20 protein-coding genes and 1 tRNA gene are annotated in these 19,193 nt (G+C 39.5%); all 21 read left to right on the plus strand.

What is annotated here, in order from left to right; all coding sequences use genetic code 11:
• The first annotated feature begins 12 nt into the window (after nucleotides 1-12).
• The 21 genes from moaA to clpX all read left to right on the plus strand — a co-directional run bounded on the left by moaA (nucleotide 13) and on the right by clpX (nucleotide 19,153).
• The gene (gene moaA / locus HMPREF1151_RS07215; protein ID WP_009661576.1) at nucleotides 13-978 is read left to right on the plus strand and encodes a GTP 3',8-cyclase MoaA; all 966 of its coding nucleotides are present in this window, start codon (nucleotides 13-15) and stop codon (nucleotides 976-978) included.
• Nucleotide 979: 1 nt separating this feature from the next.
• Nucleotides 980-1,282: a hypothetical protein gene (locus HMPREF1151_RS07220; protein WP_038141496.1), complete on the plus strand. Its 303-nt coding sequence runs from the start codon at nucleotides 980-982 to the stop codon at nucleotides 1,280-1,282.
• Nucleotides 1,283-1,389: 107 nt separating this feature from the next.
• Nucleotides 1,390-1,465: transfer RNA gene (locus tag HMPREF1151_RS07225), tRNA-Lys, on the plus strand.
• A 114-nt stretch (nucleotides 1,466-1,579) separates the two neighbouring features.
• Nucleotides 1,580-1,780, plus strand: a complete 201-nt coding sequence (locus HMPREF1151_RS07230) for a helix-turn-helix domain-containing protein (protein ID WP_009661583.1) — start codon at nucleotides 1,580-1,582, stop codon at nucleotides 1,778-1,780.
• Nucleotides 1,781-1,867: 87 nt separating this feature from the next.
• Entirely contained in the window at nucleotides 1,868-2,809 is a 942-nt protein-coding gene (locus HMPREF1151_RS07235; RefSeq protein ID WP_009661599.1) for a Dyp-type peroxidase, read from the plus strand.
• 139 nt (nucleotides 2,810-2,948) lie between these two features.
• Complete coding sequence (thrC, locus tag HMPREF1151_RS07240) at nucleotides 2,949-4,448, plus strand: threonine synthase (protein WP_009661601.1); 1,500 nt, start codon at nucleotides 2,949-2,951, stop codon at nucleotides 4,446-4,448.
• An 81-nt stretch (nucleotides 4,449-4,529) separates the two neighbouring features.
• Nucleotides 4,530-5,417: a DMT family transporter gene (locus tag HMPREF1151_RS07245; RefSeq protein ID WP_009661574.1), complete on the plus strand. Its 888-nt coding sequence runs from the start codon at nucleotides 4,530-4,532 to the stop codon at nucleotides 5,415-5,417.
• A gap of 109 nt (nucleotides 5,418-5,526) precedes the next feature.
• Nucleotides 5,527-7,221, plus strand: coding sequence for an ATP-dependent endonuclease (locus HMPREF1151_RS07250; RefSeq protein ID WP_009661557.1), 1,695 nt, complete (start codon nucleotides 5,527-5,529; stop codon nucleotides 7,219-7,221).
• A gap of 120 nt (nucleotides 7,222-7,341) precedes the next feature.
• Complete coding sequence (gene mscL / locus HMPREF1151_RS07255) at nucleotides 7,342-7,809, plus strand: large conductance mechanosensitive channel protein MscL (protein ID WP_005377370.1); 468 nt, start codon at nucleotides 7,342-7,344, stop codon at nucleotides 7,807-7,809.
• Between the two features lie 181 nt (nucleotides 7,810-7,990).
• The gene (locus HMPREF1151_RS07260; protein WP_038141507.1) at nucleotides 7,991-8,983 is read left to right on the plus strand and encodes a D-glycerate dehydrogenase; all 993 of its coding nucleotides are present in this window, start codon (nucleotides 7,991-7,993) and stop codon (nucleotides 8,981-8,983) included.
• A gap of 45 nt (nucleotides 8,984-9,028) precedes the next feature.
• Nucleotides 9,029-10,717 carry a glutamine--tRNA ligase/YqeY domain fusion protein gene (locus tag HMPREF1151_RS07265; protein WP_009661621.1) on the plus strand — a complete coding sequence of 563 codons (1,689 nt, stop codon included), beginning with the start codon at nucleotides 9,029-9,031 and terminating at the stop codon, nucleotides 10,715-10,717.
• 49 nt (nucleotides 10,718-10,766) lie between these two features.
• On the plus strand, nucleotides 10,767-11,393 hold the full coding sequence (locus HMPREF1151_RS07270; protein ID WP_009661588.1) for a hypothetical protein: 627 nt from the start codon (nucleotides 10,767-10,769) through the stop codon (nucleotides 11,391-11,393).
• Between the two features lie 109 nt (nucleotides 11,394-11,502).
• Nucleotides 11,503-12,090 (plus strand): DUF3793 family protein, encoded by a 588-nt coding sequence (locus tag HMPREF1151_RS07275; RefSeq protein ID WP_009661585.1) that lies wholly within the window; start codon nucleotides 11,503-11,505, stop codon nucleotides 12,088-12,090.
• A gap of 10 nt (nucleotides 12,091-12,100) precedes the next feature.
• Nucleotides 12,101-12,520, plus strand: coding sequence for a flavodoxin (locus tag HMPREF1151_RS07280; RefSeq protein WP_005377355.1), 420 nt, complete (start codon nucleotides 12,101-12,103; stop codon nucleotides 12,518-12,520).
• Nucleotides 12,521-12,648: 128 nt separating this feature from the next.
• Complete coding sequence (locus HMPREF1151_RS07285; RefSeq protein WP_009661556.1) at nucleotides 12,649-13,839, plus strand: RuBisCO large subunit C-terminal-like domain-containing protein; 1,191 nt, start codon at nucleotides 12,649-12,651, stop codon at nucleotides 13,837-13,839.
• 91 nt (nucleotides 13,840-13,930) lie between these two features.
• Complete coding sequence (locus HMPREF1151_RS07290) at nucleotides 13,931-14,740, plus strand: MBL fold metallo-hydrolase (RefSeq protein WP_009661581.1); 810 nt, start codon at nucleotides 13,931-13,933, stop codon at nucleotides 14,738-14,740.
• A 13-nt stretch (nucleotides 14,741-14,753) separates the two neighbouring features.
• Entirely contained in the window at nucleotides 14,754-15,233 is a 480-nt protein-coding gene (rlmH, locus tag HMPREF1151_RS07295) for a 23S rRNA (pseudouridine(1915)-N(3))-methyltransferase RlmH (protein ID WP_009661554.1), read from the plus strand.
• A gap of 107 nt (nucleotides 15,234-15,340) precedes the next feature.
• On the plus strand, nucleotides 15,341-15,796 hold the full coding sequence (locus HMPREF1151_RS07300; protein WP_009661584.1) for a CBS domain-containing protein: 456 nt from the start codon (nucleotides 15,341-15,343) through the stop codon (nucleotides 15,794-15,796).
• A 158-nt stretch (nucleotides 15,797-15,954) separates the two neighbouring features.
• Nucleotides 15,955-17,259, plus strand: coding sequence for a trigger factor (gene tig, locus HMPREF1151_RS07305; RefSeq protein ID WP_005377404.1), 1,305 nt, complete (start codon nucleotides 15,955-15,957; stop codon nucleotides 17,257-17,259).
• Between the two features lie 34 nt (nucleotides 17,260-17,293).
• On the plus strand, nucleotides 17,294-17,887 hold the full coding sequence (clpP, locus tag HMPREF1151_RS07310) for an ATP-dependent Clp endopeptidase proteolytic subunit ClpP (RefSeq protein ID WP_005377316.1): 594 nt from the start codon (nucleotides 17,294-17,296) through the stop codon (nucleotides 17,885-17,887).
• Between the two features lie 12 nt (nucleotides 17,888-17,899).
• Complete coding sequence (clpX, locus tag HMPREF1151_RS07315; RefSeq protein ID WP_005380648.1) at nucleotides 17,900-19,153, plus strand: ATP-dependent protease ATP-binding subunit ClpX; 1,254 nt, start codon at nucleotides 17,900-17,902, stop codon at nucleotides 19,151-19,153.
• The last annotated feature ends 40 nt before the right edge of the window (nucleotides 19,154-19,193 follow it).

Consider the following 19,193-nt stretch of genomic DNA (forward strand, 5'->3'; position numbering starts at 1 on the left):
AAGAGGTGTGCTATGAAGGATGCATGGGGCCGAACAATTGAATATGTACGTCTGTCGTTGACAGATGCGTGCAATTTTTGCTGCCCTTATTGCAGACCAGCAGAGATTACACCACAAAGCCAACATCAACTACTATCTGTGGATGAATGGATGACTATTTTAGGTGCGTTTCACCAAGTAGGGGTGAAAGCTGTACGCCTCACCGGTGGTGAGCCGTTACTATATCCTCATATTGAAGAGTTATTAGCACGTATCAAGCAGACCGGATGGTTTGAAGATATTTCTATGACAACCAATGGCAGTCTATTGGCGCCGCGGGCCGAGAAATTGAAAGAACTCGGTTTGAACAGAGTCAATATTAGCCTTGATTCCCTTGATAGCGACGCTTTTGCTCTATGTGTGGGCAAAGCTGACCAACTCGACTCCGTTCTAAGTGGTATTCAAAGTGCTATTGATGCGGGCTTTACTTCTGTTAAAATTAACACTGTATTATCCCGACATTGGACTGATGATGAAGTTCGTGCTTTACTAACATATGTGGAAACTTGGCCGGTGATTTGGCGCTTTATTGAATATATGCCATTTCAGGGCGATGCGTTTCATGGGCCGACCTTCGATGAATGGAAGGCTCAATTAGAACGCGTCAGCGGTGGTATCCTCACTGAAAATCACGGTGTGTACGGTTTTGGACCTGCCACGTATTACAATTTACCGAGTGGTAAGGAGATTGGTTTTATCTTCTCCATGTCTCATAGTTATTGTGATACATGCAATCGCGTTCGTCTTACTTCGGATGGTCAAATGCGACTCTGCCTTTTGCGTGATGATGAGGCCGATTTAGTGTCTCTTGTACGTCGAGGCTTAAGTGAGACTGAACTCGCCAGTCATATTGAATGGGCTCTACAACGTAAACAAGAACGTCATGATGGTGTTACGATGGATCAACCAGAACGCCCTATGTGGCGCATCGGAGGATAGTATGGGATTCTTTGATTTTCTGAAACCGAGAAATAAAGAGTTTGTCGAATCCTGTTGGCCTGGTGGTAAAATGCTGCAAGTCCACATGGAATATGATACACAAAAGCTTATATTTACCTATATAGGACGTTATGGATTACAATTTAGCGTGCCTAAGGCTGATGTAACAGACATCATTGTGAAAGAAGTAAGTCGTACCCATAGCGTTATTCAAATTTACCATGGCGAGGAATGTGTGGGGACTACGGATATCATTCCTACCGAGGCTTGTGAAACGATAAAGAATTGGATGTTAGAATTCTAATATCCTATACCTATAGAGATGGTATAAATCAAATTGATATATTTTATGGGAATGTAATAAATATTCTTTACATTCCTATAAAATAAGCATATAATAATTCATGTCATGGACCACTAGCTCAGCTGGCAGAGCACCTGACTCTTAATCAGGGTGTCCAGGGTTCGAACCCCTGGTGGTCCACCAAAATAAACCCGCACTACGGTGCGGGTTTTTCTTATTATTTTGACATTATTTTATCAGGTTAACTTTTGACACCATTTTGACATCGATTAAAAGTTGATTATTAGGGGGATTTAAATGAAACTAGAAGATGTAATGACCACACAAGAGGCGGGAGAGAGATGGAATGTACCGGCTGATTCAATAAAACAATGTTGTTTAAAGCGATATGCAAATAATCAGTTCACTGAAGATGAAGCTAGAAAGTCCGGAAGAAATTGGCTTGTAACCCGTCAAGGTATGGAACGCTTATATGGTAAAGAAATAAAGCCTTTATAAATTTATTCCGATAAATATCACATAGACAATAAGTTATTAATCACTTATGATTGGAATATAGTAGTATTTCTCATTAGGAGGTCCCAAATGGCAGTAGATGTATCCAGAACACAAGATGTATATAAAGATGCTGGCCAAAGTGTCAATTTCACAACATTATTATTAAATCGTAAAGATCGCGATGCAGAATTAGAAGTAATTCAAGACATGGCAGATCGTATTCAAGCCATTAAACGTTCTGTTAGTATTCGTGCTAATGGTGAAGGCTTGGGTATTGCGTTTGGCTTTAGCCGTAAAGCATGGGACTATTTATTCCCTAATGCACCTGTACCAAAAGAGTTAGAAGACTTTCAAGGTATTAAAGGGGACAAACAAGATGTGCCAGCTGTAGCGGCTGACTTGTTCTTGCATGTACGTTCCAATGATGAATCTGTTACATATACAGTAGTGGACCAAATCATGGAATTCTTACGTCCTGTTACATCCGTAGTTGATGAAACTCATGGATTCCATTATGAACAAGGCCGTGCTATCATCGATTTCGTTGATGGTACGGAAAATCCTGTAGGCCAAGAAGCGGTAGAATGGGGCGTTATCGGTGATGAAGACCCTGAATTCACGAATGGTTCTTATGCTTTTGCACAAAAATATGAACACGATCTTGATGCGTGGCGTGCACTTCCTACAGAAATGCAAGAAAAATTCATTGGCCGTCGTAAATTCAGCGATATTGAATTGGAAGACGATGAAAAAGATCCAGCAGCTCACAATGTAGTAGCTCAAGATAATCGTGACGATGAAGAACATAAAATCGTTCGTATGAATGTACCATTTGCACAACCTGGTCAAGGTGTGCGTGGCACATATTTCATCGGCTATGCTCGTTATTGGGATGTAACGAAAACAATGCTTACAAACATGTTTACTCAAAACGATAAATTGCTAGATTATTCTAAACCTATTACCGGTATGCTATTCTTTATTCCATCCCTTGATACATTGGATGCTATTGCAGAAGGCGAATTATAATCGTTATAATTTTACGATATATGCAATGATAAAATAATATGCAATAAAATCTATAGAAAGCGCCCCTTTGGGGGCGCTTTTATGCTATAATTAAAGAATATTATTGATTCTGTAGAATTTTAGTTTGTAGAGGTTGCCCATGAATTATACAAGTACACGTGGCACTGTTGCCGTAAATGAAACATATGCATTATTACATGGTTTGGCGGAAGATGGCGGTTTATACGTACCGGCTTTATTTCCAACGAATTGCTTGAGCTATAACGACATCAAAGATAAATCTTACCAAGAGGTAGCTGCTGTTGTATTAGCAAAATTATTCCCTTGCTTCTCCGAAGCACATCTCAAGGAAATGATTAACTCCGCTTACAGCGATGCAAACTTTAGCACTCGTGATATTGCACCTCTACATTCTTTGCTTGAAAAACTATCTGTGTTAGAACTGTTCCACGGCCGTACACAAGCATTTAAAGATATGGCGCTTTCACTATTTCCATATTTATTGGTAGCAGCGAAAGAAGCAGAAGGCGAAGATAAAGAGGTTCTTATCTTGACGGCTACATCTGGTGATACAGGTAAGGCTGCCCTTGAAGGGTTTAAAGATGTACCTGGTACACATATTCAAGTATTCTATCCAACTGATGGCGTTAGCCCTATGCAAGCGGAACAAATGCAAAAGCAAGAAGGCGCTAATGTTAATGTAACTGCTATTCATGGTAACTTTGATGACGCTCAACAATTTTTGAAACGCTTATTTGTCGATGCTGATACAGCAAAAGAAGTAGCCGAAAAAGGCGTTATGTTCTCCAGTGCGAACTCCATCAATATCGGTCGTTTAGCACCGCAAGTAGTATACTATGTAAATGCTTATGCTGAGCTTGTTGCACAAGGTGCTATCCATGAAGATGAGGCGTTTAACGTAGTGGTTCCAACAGGTAATTTTGGTAACATCTTGGCTGCTTACTATGCTAAAAAGATGGGTATTCCTATCGGTAAATTGATCTGTGCATCCAATCAAAATAACGTGCTTACTGATTTCTTTAACACTGGTACATATGATATGAATCGTCCATTCTATACGACGATTTCTCCATCTATGGATATCCTTGAGTCCTCTAATTTTGAACGTTTCTTGTACTATATCTCCGGCGAGGATAGTGAAAGAACAGCTCAATGGATGAAAGATTTGAAATCCACAGGTAAATTATCTGTTAATGAAGAAGAATTTAAACGTGTACAAGCTAATTTCAGCGGTGCCTATGTCAATGACGAAGAAACAAAGGCTATTATTGAGCAAGTGTATAACTCCTATGGCTATTTAATGGATCCTCATACAGCTGTTGCGATGGGTGCGTATATGAAAGAATTAGAAGCTCATCCAGAAGATGGTGCTCGTCATACAATCATCGCATCTACTGCACATCCATTCAAATTCCCAACACCTATTTGTGAGGCCCTTGATATTAAAGTTGGTTCTACGCCTTATGAAAGCTTGGATAACATCTCAGCTGTAACCGGTGTAGCATTCCCTAAACAATTGGCTGCGTTAAAGGCTAAATCATTACGCTTTACAAAAGCCATCGACAAAGAAAATATGAAACAAGAAATTCTAGATTTTGTCGATACATTCTCTAAATAATACTATGCCGCCTCTCCTTGGAGGGGCGGTTTCTTATTGTAATGGTTATCGATATATTGTATTGATGAGATAGGGGGATATATGGCAAAAAAAGGTTTAATTTATGCACTCCTTTCGGCACTATTGCTGAGTACCATGAATTTATTTGTTAAGATGCTGGGATCCAATATTCCATCTGGAGAGATTGCTTTCTTTCGCGGCTTATTTGGCACCGTTGCTGTCCTTGTCGTTATGTATATGAAGGGCATCCGATTTTCCACGGAGGACCGAGGACTGCTTATTATGCGAGGCCTCTATGGCGGTTTTGGCATGGTGTGTAACTTTATAGCCTTGGTACATATGAAGATGTCTGATGCTACCATATTATTTCAAACATCGGGAATTTTCGTGTTTATCTTTAGCGCCTTTTTCCTTAAGGAACGCGTTCCGAAGGGGGCTGGTAAATGGCTTATCTTAATCTTCATAGCTGTAATGGTTATGGTTAATCCATTTAGTTATGGCGGATTTACCTGGTATGCCTTAGTTGCCATCTTAGGTGCAGCGTTATCTGCCGCTGCGTATACAACAATTCGCTCCATTAGTAAGCATGGACAACATAGTAATTTTGAGATCATGGCTTATTTCTTAATTACAGGAATGATTGCGGGCCTTGTGACGACAGATGGATTTGTCATGCCTCAAGGTCAAGAATGGCTAATCATTACTGCTATTGGCGGTATAACCGTAGTGGCGCAATTCTTCTTAACGGGCGCTTTTGTTACAACGAATGCTGTAGTAGCACAATTCTTGCAATATGTAGGCGTATTCATTAGTTCCTTCTATGGATTTTTATTCTTTGGTGAAAGTCTATCCATCGAAACGGTGGGGGCTGGTATTGCCATGTTTGTGGCGTCCGTTATGTTGGCGCGATTAAAAGAGCAAGATGGACCTATTCGGGCAGGCAAAATTATAGAGGAAAAAACAAAATAAATGTCGAATACTATATAAGTAGTATTGGTGCATAATTAAGATGCGACCATCAATTAGGAATATTATTGTATGGTTGCATCTTTTTGTATATTGTAGGAGTGTGATGACTATGTTTATGGAGTGGATTAAAATTGAGAATTATCGTAATCTCGTAGATATTGAACTACACTTTCACAATGATATCAATTACTTTGTAGGCGAAAATGCAGTGGGGAAATCCAATTTTCTTGACCTCTTAGAGCAAATGATGAATGCCCGAGGTTTTCAAGAAAGTGACTTTGCTGATGTACATAGACCAATACGCATTGAGTGTAAAATGTCTTTTTCTGAGCTCACTACATCATTTCAGGATATGATTGGTCCAGAAGATGGTATATATCTACGCCTTGAACAAGTGGTACAAGAGGTATATCCACGACTCTATAAGCTGGATGGAGAGAAATTCACACCGGTACCATTGTCTATGTTGCGCCATACAATATATATGTGTCATCGCGATACATCGGAGGCGGAACTTTATTCCATTCCTACATCGGTGTATATGGAACTGGGGAAACAGCTTGTTACCTATCTGCCTAAGACTGGATTGACATCAGATGATGCCATCGCATTAGATAGCTTTATCAATGTAAGAGTGGGGCTTGATCCCGAATGTGTTCTTAATATACAGCGCCTTGTGGAATTGTTAACATCCTCTACAGAGGCAAATTTAATACGCAAGTATTCCATAGATAATGTACGCCTTATCATGGCGGTAGCGCTAAAGATTTTGGCTCAAATTTACATGAAGGTGCACAGTGCATCCTCCAATTTAGAATCATTGCTCGTGTATGACAGTGAAGGCCGTCGATATTTACCGGTATTTATCAGTGTCGATGAACCAGAACTACATTTGAGTCCTTATTTGCAACGAGCCGTATTAAACTATTATCGTCAAATTGCGACCAATGAAAATGCTGAATTTTTAGCATTAATTAAACAGTTATTTCAAATTGATGGCCTATTAGGTCAATTGTTTGTGGTAACTCATAGTACCGATGCATTGGTAGATGATTATCGTCATATTATACGCATGTATCGTGATGAGATGGGGCTCGTTCGCGCTGCTTGCGGGGTGACATTTAAATTTGCTCGCGAAGTAGAGAAACATTTGATTATGCATTTTCCTGAAGCAAAGGAAGCCCTCTATGCACGTTGTATCATCTTGGTGGAAGGGGAAACTGAGTATGGTAGTTTTGCAGGTATCGCTAAAAAATTAAATGTAGATTTTGATTATTTTGGTATATGTCTTATCAATGCACGTGGGGAATCTTCTATTAGTAAACTTCATAAATTATTTAAAAGCTTTGCTATTCCAACGGTGGCACTTTATGACCGAGATGTAATGGATAAGCATAGCAAGTCTCATGTTAATGTCTTTTACACAAATGAAATCTGTTTTGAAATGGATGTAGTATCCCATTTGATTCGACATCATCATCGGGATATATTGGATGCCATTATTCAAGATCTTATTGATACAGGGCGTGGTATGGTAACAAAGGATATGGCGCGCCGCGGTTTTGCCAAGTTGGGACTTGATGATCATCAAGTGGTACAACGATGTTTGAAAAATATCAAGGCAAAGGATATAGATACATTATTGACGTACTATTTCTCTTGGTTTTATAGCAATAAAGGTGTGATTGTAGGGCGCAGAATTGCCTATTATATACCTGATCATATGATTCCGCCAGCCTTTATTGCGGTTATTGAACGGGCTAAAGTCTTATCTCTAGAATCATCTATTATGAAAATAGGATGATAAGTATATTAAAAACTTTCAATAAACTATATCGAAAAATCTTGACATAGATGTAGTTTTCTTTTATGATTAATGAGGTTAATTTTTCCGAACGGTTTTAAGTGTGAGTAGGAGTTAAACATGAAGGAATTTATCAAAGAGTTTAAAGAGTTCGCTTTCAAAGGGAACATGATGGACCTCGCTGTAGGTATGATTATTGGTGCAGCTTTCACAGCATTAGTGAATTCTGTAGTTAGCAATTTGTTCATGCCATTAATCAGTGTGTTCACTGGTGGTATTGATTTTAGCAATCTATATTTGCCATTAAGTGAAGCGTCTAAAGAGGCATTTGTAAATGGTGCTGATATTGCAACAGCTCGCTCTGCTGGTGCTGTATTGCCTTATGGTACATTCATTACTGACCTTATTCAATTCTTAATCTTAGCATTTGTTGTATTCTTAATGATTCGCGCGTTGACGAAGCTAATGCAAAGTGCTAAGAAAGAAGCTGAAGAAGCACCAGCGACTACAAAAGAATGTCCATTCTGTAAAACAGAAATCAATATTGATGCGGTTAAATGTCCTAACTGTACATCTGATTTAAAATAATCAACACACTAAGAAAGAGTTCTAGAAGCATAATGCTTTTAGAACTCTTTTTTGTTGTAACTTAGCCCTGAGTTTTGGTAAATTTCCAATTATAGGATACAATATAGATACATATAGTTTTCGTTGTAAATGATATGTTGTTACAGCATTTAAGAATATATAGAGAAGGGATGAAATGATTATGGAACGTAAACCATTAGTAGTGGTACCTGGCTTAGTGCGACGTGATGCTATTGCTTATTTACAAGAACATGTTGACGTACGTCAGTGGACGGAAAAAACTAAAATGCCTAGAGAGGTTTTAAAAGAATGGTTACGCGATGCTGATGGTTTGTGGTCTATTAATTCCATATCGGTTGATGCGGACCTTGTGAAAGATGCGCCTAATTTAAAGGTCATTGCACAAGCCTCAGTAGGCTATGACAATGTAAAGATTGATGAACTTACGGCGGCGGGCATTCCTTATGGCAATACGCCAGGTGTTCTCAACGAAACCGTAGCAGAACTCGCTTTCACATTGATTGCTACGGCCAGTCGTCGCATTATTGAAAATGCAATTTTTGTAAAAAATGGCCGTTGGGCTGAGCGTCCTTCTAATATTAAGGGCTTTGATTTGAGTCGCCGCACATTGGGTATCATTGGTATGGGCGCCATCGGTGTTTCCATTTCTCGACGTGCTCGCGCCTTTGGTATGACCGTTGTATATCATAATCGACATCAACGTAATGATGATAAATTGTATAGAACAACATATATGGAATTAGATGAGTTACTTGCTACGAGTGATGTGGTATGTATCATGGCGCCACTTACGGATGAAACGTATCATATGTGCGATGCCGAGTTTTTTAAGAAAATGAAAAAGACCGCATTGTTCGTCAATGTAGGTCGCGGTGCTATCGTTGATACAGATGCACTCATCGATGCTCTTAAAACTGGTGAAATCGATTATGCGGCACTTGATGTAACTGATCCAGAACCACTACCAGCAGATCATCCATTGTTGTCCATTGATAACTGTTTAATTGTTCCTCATATTGGTTCGTATACAGATCGGACGCGATATGATATGTCCATGTTGACAGCGAATAATATCATTGCTGGTGTTCATAAAAAACCTCTACAAACATGTGTTAATGAAGAGGTGAATTATAAAATGTGCGGTCCTATATAAAATATGGTAAAATAAAAGAATATTTATCGTATGGAGGTTGTAACGTTGGAACATAAAGATACTGAACAAACTGTAGCTCCTGAAGAAGTTGTATCCATTAACTTTATCGAAGCTGAAATAAATAAAGATAATGAAGAGGGCGTATACGGTGGCCGTGTACATACGCGATTCCCACCAGAACCAAATGGGTATTTACATATCGGCCATGCTAAGTCCATTTGCCTTAACTTTGGCTTAGGCGAAGAATACAAGGGCTTAACCAATTTGCGCTTTGATGACACAAATCCAGAAAAGGAAGATGTGGAATATGTAAATTCCATTAAGGAAGACGTGGAATGGCTTGGATTCCATTGGGATGGCGACGTACGGTATGCATCTGATTACTTTGGTAAAATGTATGATTATGCTAAAAAGCTTATCACTTTGGGTAAGGCTTATGTAGATGATCAAACAGCAGAAGAAATTCGTCAAACGCGTGGCGATTTCTCTACACCTGGTACGAATAGCCCATATCGCGATCGCTCTGTAGAAGAAAATTTAAAACTCTTTGAAGAAATGAAAGAGGGGAAATACAAGGATGGCGAAAAGGTATTACGCGCTAAAATTGATATGGCGGATCCTAATATCGTCATGCGCGATCCTGTATTGTATCGTATTGTAAATGCAGCGCATCACCGTACAGGATCTGAATGGAGCATTTATCCAATGTACGACTTTGCACATCCTATCGAGGATGCTATTGAACGCATTACCCATTCCGTATGTACATTGGAATTTGAAGTGCATCGTCCATTGTATAATTGGGTTCTCGAAGATTGGGAAGATACTGAAAAACCTCGCCAAATCGAGTTCGCTCGTTTAAATGTAACAAAAATGGTTATGTCTAAACGCAAATTACGTGCTCTTGTAGAGGCTGGCCTCGTATCCGGTTGGGATGATCCTCGTATGCCTACCATTTCTGGCTTGCGCCGTCGTGGCTATACACCAGAAGCCATCCGTGATTTCTGCGACCGCATTGGCGTAGCTAAGGCTGATAGCACTGTAGATATTGCATTGCTTGAATTCTGTATTCGTGAAGATTTGAAATTAAAAGCTCCACGTCCAATGGTTGTCATCGACCCTGTTAAGGTTATTATCGATAATTATCCAGAAGGTCAAACAGAACCTTGTGTGGTTGAAAATAATCCAGAAAATGAAGAACTCGGTACTCGAGAAGTTATGTTTGGTCGCGAAATTTATATTGAGCGCGCCGACTTTATGGAAGAACCGGTTAAGAAATTCTTCCGCTTGGCTCCGGGAAAAGAAGTACGCTTAAAAGGCGCTTATTTCATTACTTGCCAATCTGTTGTAAAGGATGAAAACGGTACCATTACCGAAATCCATTGTACCTATGACCCTGAAACGAAGAGCGGCAGTGGTTGCACACGTAAGGTAAAGGGTACATTGCATTGGGTTGAAGCTTCTACGGCTGTAGATATTGAAACTCGTTTATATGACTACTTGCTTAAAGAAGAATCTGATGGTAAAGACTTCTTAGCTGATTTTAATCATGAATCGTTACAAGTTATGCACAGTAAAGGTGAAGCAAGCCTTGCTAATACTGTTCCTGGCGATAGATTCCAATTCTTGCGTCAAGGTTACTTCGTAACTGATAAGGATAGCACTGCCGATTATATTGTGGTAAACCGCATCGTAGGTTTACGTGATACATGGGCAAAACAACAAAAGAAATAGTTGTGATTATACCGCCCCTTTAAGGGGCGGTTTTGTTTAGGAGAAAACTATGAAATCAATGATAGCTTTAGCTCTCGCTGGTGTTGTAGCGATGAGCACACCTGTACTTGTTGATGCGGCTAATATTAATGCTAGTAAATATGCCGCTGCATATGGAACGTATAATGGTATGAAACTTAACGAAGGTGTTACGATTTATGCCAATGCGCCAAAGGCTTTGTTCGCCGGTGCAGGTAAAACCGATGTAAAAACGGCTCTTATGCAAGCTGGTGCCAGCCGTGCCGAGGTATATACGCTTAACGTAAAACGAGAAAATGAAATGAATTACGCTGTATTTGCGAATGTGGTCGTAGGTGGTAAACATAATCTTGTTAACACCAAGCATGTGAGCACTGATGCCAGTGATGTCGGTAATTTGGTGGCGTCTATCAATGGAGGTAAAGCTGCTGAGCTAGGCCAATACCAAGTGGTGACACCTTTGGCTAAGCATAATAAAACATATGTAGGTGCACTAAAATATACAAGTAAAGATAATAATAATTCTTATAATGAGATTCTTCATATTGCTGTTTCTGAAAGTAAATACGAGGGCCCTAGTGTGCGATTTATCGCTATAGATGAAGAAAGTGATGCTAAGGTATTTCCTCGTGTGGGCAACTTGTTAACGGGTAAATAATAAATAATTATTGAAATAAATTATCAATTATCTTGACAATATTTCTCATCGAGAGTACTATGTGTATATAGTAATCAATCTCAAGTAATGAGGCGGATTCTATATAGATATGCAACAGGCAGGTACGACTATGATGGATTCAATTGACAATATCATTGGATTTCATTGTGCACCGGCAATTCGAGGCATTAAGGTCTCGAATTTGGTTTCTATTCCACGGGACATGAATGAACAAATCCAATTCGTTTTGACTGAATATAATAAAGAGTTTAATGAAAAGGGTTTATTCTTCTTTGAATTATGTCGCTGTAAAGCACGTAGACTATTATTGGTGTTCCGTGAAACACAATTACGAGACTATGTACGGCAACCTGCGGTGATGACATTTTTGAAAGCCTACGGTTATCAAGATAGTATGAGCATTATGGAGATGCTTGAACATTTGCGATATCGTATGGAATCAAGCGTTGATTTCCCTCATGAAATTGGTGTGTTCCTTGGATATCCATTAATGGATGTGAAGTATTTTATTTCTCGTCGCGGTAATGGATATTCTATGTGTGGTGAATGGAAGGTTTACCACGATGTAGTAGATGCACAACGCTCTTTCCTATGTTACAAAGCATGTCGTGAATTTTGTCAAACTCAATTGATGTTGGGAAAAACATTTAGTTCATTGGTCGCAAGAACGGCCTAGGAGGTACAAGATGATTGGTGTAATTTTTTGGTCCGGTACAGGCAATACAGAAAGAATGGCTTATGAAGTAGCTGAAGGTATCAAAGCTGCAGGTCAAGACGTAGAAGTAAAATCCGTTTCTGAAGTATCTGTTGATGAAGCAGCAGCTTACGATAAATTGGCTCTTGGTTGCGCTGACATGGGTGCTGAACAATTAGAAGAAGGCGAATTCGAACCATTCTACACTGAATTAGAAGGTAAATTGAGTGGTAAAAAAGTAGCAATCTTTGGCTCCTATGGTTGGGGTGGCACTTGGTTAGAAGACTGGGGCACTCGCATTAAAGATGCTGGCGGCGAATTAGTAGCTGACGGTGTGGCAATCTTGGGTGAACCAGATGATGACGGCAACGCACAATGCCAAGAATTGGGTAAAACTTTAGCTAACGCATAACAACTTCATATTATATAAAGACTATAGCGATGGATGTGACATCGCTATAGTCTTTTTTGTATCTATTTATGGAAAGGTGTACTGCTTTGGTATATAATTAAATAATGTTATTGCAAAGGAGACGCATTATGAAGGACGAGCGATTTATAGTTACCTACCGAATTGAAGCCGACACATATGAAGACGCAAAGTCTATTGCTTGGGCTGTTCAAGTAGAACAAACGATTGAATTTCCTTATGAATTTGTAACTGATCCATATATTAAAAATACAATTACCGGTCGATTGGAATCTCTCGAACCGATGGCGCCAGATTCCGCATATGCAACTGTGGGAGTGATGCCTAATGTAGTGATTGATGCTTCTCGGTATTATCTAGCTCGCATTTCATATCATGTAGATACTACCGCATTAGAAGCAACGCAATTTTTAAATGTTGTATTTGGTAACTCATCGTTACAACCTCATATTTGGGTGGTAGACATAGAACTATGTCCTACATTATTTGACGTATTCAAAGGTCCACGATTTGGATTGCATGGTATTCGTAGATTGGTTGAAACGCCTACAAGACCGATGATTCAAGCTGTAATTAAACCTATGGGAACGCCTAATGAAGAACTAGCTCGCATGTGTGCAGCGTATACGCGTGGTGGTGTTGATGTTATCAAGGATGATCATGGCATTACGAACCAATCCTTTTCGCAGTTTAAGGATCGTGTAAGACGATGTGCTGCTGCGGTGCGTGAGATGAATGAAGCGCATGGAAAACACGCATTATATGCAGCTAATGTGTCTGGTGATGGCACAGACGTATTAGAACGTGCTTATTTCGCTAAAGAGGCGGGTGCTACGGCCCTTATGGTAGCCACAGGTTTAGTGGGCTCTGGTTGGTTACATAAATTGGCTACCGATGAAAAATTGCGCTTGCCGATTATTCACCATCCTGCCTATTCTGGTGGCTTTGTGAGCCCTGGTGTATCCGGCATTGCCGACTATTTACAGTTGGGATTCTTGCCTCGCCTATTTGGCGCTGATATGATGGTTTTTGTATCCTATGGAGGGCGCTTTACTTTTACCCAAGAGCAATGTAAGCGTATTTCCGCGTATATTAAACATCCTGTAGGATTGGTGAAAGCAGGCTGTCCGGCTCCTGGTGGTGGCGTGACTGATGCGCGCCTTACAGAATTAGTCGAGTTGTACGGAAATGATACGATGTTCCTCGTTGGAGGCGATATGTTCCGTCGTGGACCAGATCTTGAGTCGAATATGGCATATTTTGTTAATCGATTAGAAGAACTGTCACAATTGAAACAATAATAGTTGTGAAAGTTGGGCTTTCACTAACGCAATCGTACGGTGATTGAAAGACTTTCACCAATAGAAATAATTAATTATATGGAGTAGTTTAATGAGTGAAACCTCACCTTTAGAGGTCCATGTTCTTGCCAGCGGTAGCAAGGGTAATTGTACAGTTATAAAAAAAGGAAATTCTGTTATATTACATGATGTGGGTATTAGTTGCCGGCGCATCGTTAATGGGCTGAAAGAATTACATATCGATATGAGTCAGGTTGAGGGAATATTTATTAGCCACGAGCATACCGACCATATTGCGGGGCTACAACAACTATTAAAGCGTTTTGATATTCCTGTATATACTAAGCAAGGCACGTGGCGTGAAATCCAAGATAAGTTAATCGTTCCAAAACATCAACTGGTGGAATTGACAAAGGGGAGTTTGGAGCTTGGAAATCTTACGGTGGAACCCTTTAGTGTTAGTCATGATGCGGCAGATCCTATAGGCATCAATGTATTTTCCGGTAAAGACAAGGCAACAGTTGTCACCGATACGGGGGTGATTACGGATACTATATTGCACCGATTAGATGACAGCACATTGCTAGTCTTGGAGGCCAATTATGATCCTCAAATGTTGCGTTTTGGACCGTATCAACCATTTTTAAAGCAACGCGTAGCCAGTGATGAAGGTCATTTGAGTAACGAAATGGCTGCACAGGCCTTACTCATGATGAAACGACCTGATTTTATGCAGGTCATTTTGGCACATCGCTCTGAAAATAATAATAACCCTGTCCTCGTAACGCAGACGATTGGTCAAATGCTCGTCGATGGGGGCGTAAAAATTGGACCGGAAATGAAATTACAGCATGGCCAACCTAACGAAATAGTATCCATGCAGTCTGTTCATAAAAATTAGAGGTACATCTTGTATGAAGTTTCATGTAATCTGTATTGGTAAATTAAAAGAGGCTTACCTTCGTGAAGGTGTGGCCAAATTTGTAAAACGTATGCGCCCCTATGGAGGCGTTACAATTACTGAATTGAATGAAAGTAAAATAGGGGATAAGCCCAGTGATGCGGACCGTAAACAAGTAGTCGTAGAAGAGGGACAGCGGTTGTTAAAGGCCGTCCCTAAATCGGCATACACCGTATTGCTAGATGTATATGGTAAAACGATATCTTCTGAAAATTTGGCCTCTATGGTATCTAAATTAGAGGTGGACGGCATCAGTGATATGGTCTTTATCATAGGCGGTGCCTTTGGCGTTAGTGATGAATTGCGCCGTTCTGTAAAATTTAAGTTATCCTTTAGCCCTATGACCTTTACTCATCAAATGGTTCGATTGTTGTTAGTAGAACAGATTTACCGCAGTGCTAAGATAAATCGCAATGAACCATACCACTGGTGATATACTTAACTAAATATTATTTATATACAATTTATGAAAAAGGAGTTTTCAACTCTAAGGTCGAATAGTATAATAAAGAGTAAAGTTATATGAAGGAGGAATTCCCTATGAAAATCCAAGACGTAATGAATAAATATCCTGTTACAGTTGGTAAAGATGCTCCTATTTCTGATGTAGCAGACTTATTAGTTAAATATAATTTAACAGCTGTTTCTGTAGTGGATGAAGAAAATATATTGTTAGGTATTATTTCAGAAGGTGACTTGTTATACAAAAAGGTTCGCCCTCATGTACCTCATTATGTAAATGTTTTGGGCGCTAGTATCTATTACAATGGTATTGGTGAATATAATGCACAATTCAAAAAATTGTTAGCATCCCACGTATATGAATTGATGACTAGCGATGTTATTACTACAACACCAGATAAAGATGTAGAAGAAATTGTATCCGTTATGCTTGATCAACATTTGAAAAATGTCCCTGTTGTAGATAAAGAGTACCGTTTGATTGGCATTTTATCTCGTCGTGATATCATTAAATTGATTGCAAAAGATAACTAATTATTTACATATATGCAATACTAAACAGCCACTCCCTATGAGTGGCTGTTTCCTTATAATGCTAAGAATTGCATTGAATTTTCATTTATGATATTATAAGGAGTGCATAATATACTACAGAAATTTGGGCGTTTGCCCTTCAAGGAGGACATATTTTAATGAAAGCAACTGTAAATCCTGTTGATCAACACGTAGTAACTTTAACTATCGAAGTACCTGCAGCAGAAGTAGACAAAGGTATCAAACAAGCGGTAAAACGCATTGCAAATCAAGTAAACATTCCTGGCTTCCGTAAAGGCCATGCACCTCGTCGTGTATTGGAAATGAACTTTGGTAAAGAAGCTATCTTGGAAGAAGCATTTGACGTATTGGCTAGCCAAAACTATAGTGCTGCTCTTCGTGAAAATGATATCGTTCCTGTATCTGATCCAGAAACAGAACGCGTACAATTCGAAGAAGGTAAAGATTTAATCTTCAAAGTAACTGTAACAAAACGCCCAGAAGTTAAACTTGGCGATTACAAAGGCTTAGAAGCTACAAAACAAGACGCTACTGTAACTGATGAACAAATCGAAGAACAATTGAACAATATTCGTGAACAACAAGCTAAAATGGTTGTTGCTGAAGAAGGCGCTACAATTCAAAAAGACGACTTCGCAGTAATCGATTTTGCTGGTTCTGTTGACGGTAAACCATTTGATGGTGGCGAAGGTAAATCCTACCCATTACAAATTGGTTCCGGTAGCTTCATCCCAGGTTTCGAAGATCAATTGATCGGCGCAAAAGCTGGTGATGATGTAACTGTAAAAGTAACATTCCCAGAAGACTACTTTGTAGCTGAATTAGCTGGTAAAGAAGCAGAATTCAAAACTCATATCCATGATATTAAACGTAAAGAATTGCCTGAATTGAACGATGAATTCGCAAAAGAAGCAAGCTCTTACGAAACAATTGAAGAATTGAAAAACGATCTTCGCGCTAAAATGGAAGAAGAAGCATCCCGTCGTGCCATCGACACTTACAATGCTGATTTGATCCAAGCAGCTGTTAAAAATGCAACTGTAGATATTCCAGAAGTGATGATTAACGATCGCGTAGAACAAATGATTCAAGAATTGGCTATGAACATGGAAGGCCGTGGCTTGAAACTTGATGACTACTTGAAATTCTCCAATAAAACTATCGAAGATTTACGCACTGAATACAAAGATTCCGCAGCTGAAAATGTACGCGCTGATTTAGTATTGGACGCTATTGCAACTGCTGAAGGTATCGAAGTAACTCCAGATGATATGAATCGCGAAATCTTCATTATGGCTCAAAACTTTGGGGCAGATCCTAAAGAAGTTTGGGATATTATTGCAAAAGAAGGTCGTGTAGCTATGTTAGCAGGCTCTGTAGCTCGCAAAAAAGCAGCTCGATTCATCATCGATAATGCAAAAGGTGCAGAAGCAGCAGAATAATGCTTGCTCACTAGGTACATGAAAAGGTGATTATATGTATGTACCAATCGTAGTTGAACAAGGCGAACGTGGTGAACGTTCGTATGATATTTACTCTCGCTTATTAAAGGATCGCATTATCTTTTTAGGTGGACCTATTGATGATAATGTTGCAAATGCGGTGATTGCCCAAATGCTTTTCCTAGAAGCAGAGGATCCAGATAAAGATATTCATCTATATATTAATAGCCCAGGTGGTGTTGTAACTGCTGGTATGGCTATCTATGACACGATGCAATATATTAAACCAGATGTGTCTACCATTTGCGTAGGCTCTGCTGCAAGTATGGGGGCTGTATTATTGACAGCCGGTGCAAAGGGAAAACGCTTTGCATTGCCTCATGCGCGCGTTATGATTCACCAACCATTGGGTGGTGTACAAGGTCAAGCATCTGAAATCGAAATCCATGCCCGTGAAATTCTTCGTATGCGTGAAGAGTTAAATGGTATCCTAGCAGCTCGCAGTGGCCAAGATATTGAAGTGGTAGCACGTGATACTGATCGTGATAACTTCATGAGTGCCCAAGATGCCGTTGAATACGGTTTGATTGACGAGGTGTTAACTCGCGATACTCTAGAAAGCAAGTAATGGAGGCGCTCATTGGCAAAAGATAAAGATACTATGCGTTGTAGCTTTTGCGGACGCACAAGTGATGAAGTAAGAAAACTAGTGGCCGGTCCTAATGTGTACATCTGTGATGAATGCGTAGAAGTTTGTGAACGCATCATTGAAGATGAACTTGGTGACATCGGTACAGAAGACTTTAAATTAAAAGAATTGCCAACGCCAAAAGAAATTAAAGCTCATCTTGATCAATATGTCATTGGTCAAGATGATGCTAAAGTTTCCCTTGCGGTGGCAGTATATAATCACTACAAACGTCTACAAACAGATAATATGGTAGATGATGTAGAACTACAAAAGTCCAATGTTCTATTTATTGGACCTACAGGTAGTGGTAAAACATTATTGGCTCAAACATTGGCAAAAATGTTAGAGGTTCCATTTGCAATTGCAGATGCAACAAGCTTAACCGAGGCTGGCTATGTAGGGGAAGATGTAGAAAATATTCTATTAAAACTCATTCAAGCCGCCGATTATGATATTGAACGGGCTGAACGCGGTATTATTTACATCGATGAAATCGATAAGATTGCCCGTAAGTCTGAAAATCCTTCCATTACACGTGACGTGTCAGGGGAAGGTGTGCAACAAGCACTTTTAAAAATCTTAGAAGGTACCGTTGCTTCGGTGCCACCTCAAGGTGGTCGTAAGCATCCTAATCAAGAAATGTTACAAATCGATACTACTAATATTCTCTTTATTTGTGGTGGCGCATTTGATGGCATGGATAAGGTTATTACAAAACGTACCGCTAAGAAAACATTAGGTTTTGGTGCTGATGTACAACGTGCTGAAGAACGCGATGTATCTGCGATTCTCAAAGAGGTTGTACCTGAAGATTTATTGAAATTTGGTTTGATTCCTGAATTTATTGGTCGTTTGCCTGTTATGGTAACATTAGACCTATTAGATCGGGATGCATTGGTCCAAATTCTTACAAAACCGAAAAATGCATTGACTAAGCAATATGAAAAAATTCTATCCCTTGATGGTGTAGAATTAACATTTGAAGATGATGCATTAGAAGAAATCGCTGATGAAGCATTACAGCGTAAAACTGGTGCTCGTGGTTTGCGTGCCATTATTGAGAAGGTAATGAAGTATGTTATGTATGAAGTTCCATCTATGGATGATGTGGCAAAATGCATAGTTACCAGAGAAGCCGTAAAGGGCACAGGTGAACCTATACTCAAAAATGAGGCAGACAAAGACATCCAGCTGAAATCGTAATTCGAAGAAACTCATTTCTGTGTAGGAATGAGTTTCTTTT

This window comes from Veillonella sp. ACP1 (assembly GCF_000286635.1).
GTDB lineage: Bacteria > Bacillota > Negativicutes > Veillonellales > Veillonellaceae > Veillonella > Veillonella atypica.

Coding starts and splice junctions, on each gene's coding strand:
- HMPREF1151_RS07235 (WP_009661599.1), top strand. CDS start 1,868: ATGGCAGTAGATGTATCCAGAACACAAGATGTATATAAAGATGCTGGC.
- moaA (WP_009661576.1), top strand. CDS start 13: ATGAAGGATGCATGGGGCCGAACAATTGAATATGTACGTCTGTCGTTG.
- HMPREF1151_RS07280 (WP_005377355.1), top strand. CDS start 12,101: ATGATTGGTGTAATTTTTTGGTCCGGTACAGGCAATACAGAAAGAATG.
- HMPREF1151_RS07230 (WP_009661583.1), top strand. CDS start 1,580: ATGAAACTAGAAGATGTAATGACCACACAAGAGGCGGGAGAGAGATGG.
- HMPREF1151_RS07275 (WP_009661585.1), top strand. CDS start 11,503: ATGCAACAGGCAGGTACGACTATGATGGATTCAATTGACAATATCATT.
- HMPREF1151_RS07245 (WP_009661574.1), top strand. CDS start 4,530: ATGGCAAAAAAAGGTTTAATTTATGCACTCCTTTCGGCACTATTGCTG.
- thrC (WP_009661601.1), top strand. CDS start 2,949: ATGAATTATACAAGTACACGTGGCACTGTTGCCGTAAATGAAACATAT.
- HMPREF1151_RS07290 (WP_009661581.1), top strand. CDS start 13,931: ATGAGTGAAACCTCACCTTTAGAGGTCCATGTTCTTGCCAGCGGTAGC.
- HMPREF1151_RS07250 (WP_009661557.1), top strand. CDS start 5,527: ATGTTTATGGAGTGGATTAAAATTGAGAATTATCGTAATCTCGTAGAT.
- mscL (WP_005377370.1), top strand. CDS start 7,342: ATGAAGGAATTTATCAAAGAGTTTAAAGAGTTCGCTTTCAAAGGGAAC.
- HMPREF1151_RS07220 (WP_038141496.1), top strand. CDS start 980: ATGGGATTCTTTGATTTTCTGAAACCGAGAAATAAAGAGTTTGTCGAA.
- HMPREF1151_RS07260 (WP_038141507.1), top strand. CDS start 7,991: ATGGAACGTAAACCATTAGTAGTGGTACCTGGCTTAGTGCGACGTGAT.
- HMPREF1151_RS07270 (WP_009661588.1), top strand. CDS start 10,767: ATGAAATCAATGATAGCTTTAGCTCTCGCTGGTGTTGTAGCGATGAGC.
- HMPREF1151_RS07300 (WP_009661584.1), top strand. CDS start 15,341: ATGAAAATCCAAGACGTAATGAATAAATATCCTGTTACAGTTGGTAAA.
- clpP (WP_005377316.1), top strand. CDS start 17,294: ATGTATGTACCAATCGTAGTTGAACAAGGCGAACGTGGTGAACGTTCG.
- rlmH (WP_009661554.1), top strand. CDS start 14,754: ATGAAGTTTCATGTAATCTGTATTGGTAAATTAAAAGAGGCTTACCTT.
- HMPREF1151_RS07285 (WP_009661556.1), top strand. CDS start 12,649: ATGAAGGACGAGCGATTTATAGTTACCTACCGAATTGAAGCCGACACA.
- tig (WP_005377404.1), top strand. CDS start 15,955: ATGAAAGCAACTGTAAATCCTGTTGATCAACACGTAGTAACTTTAACT.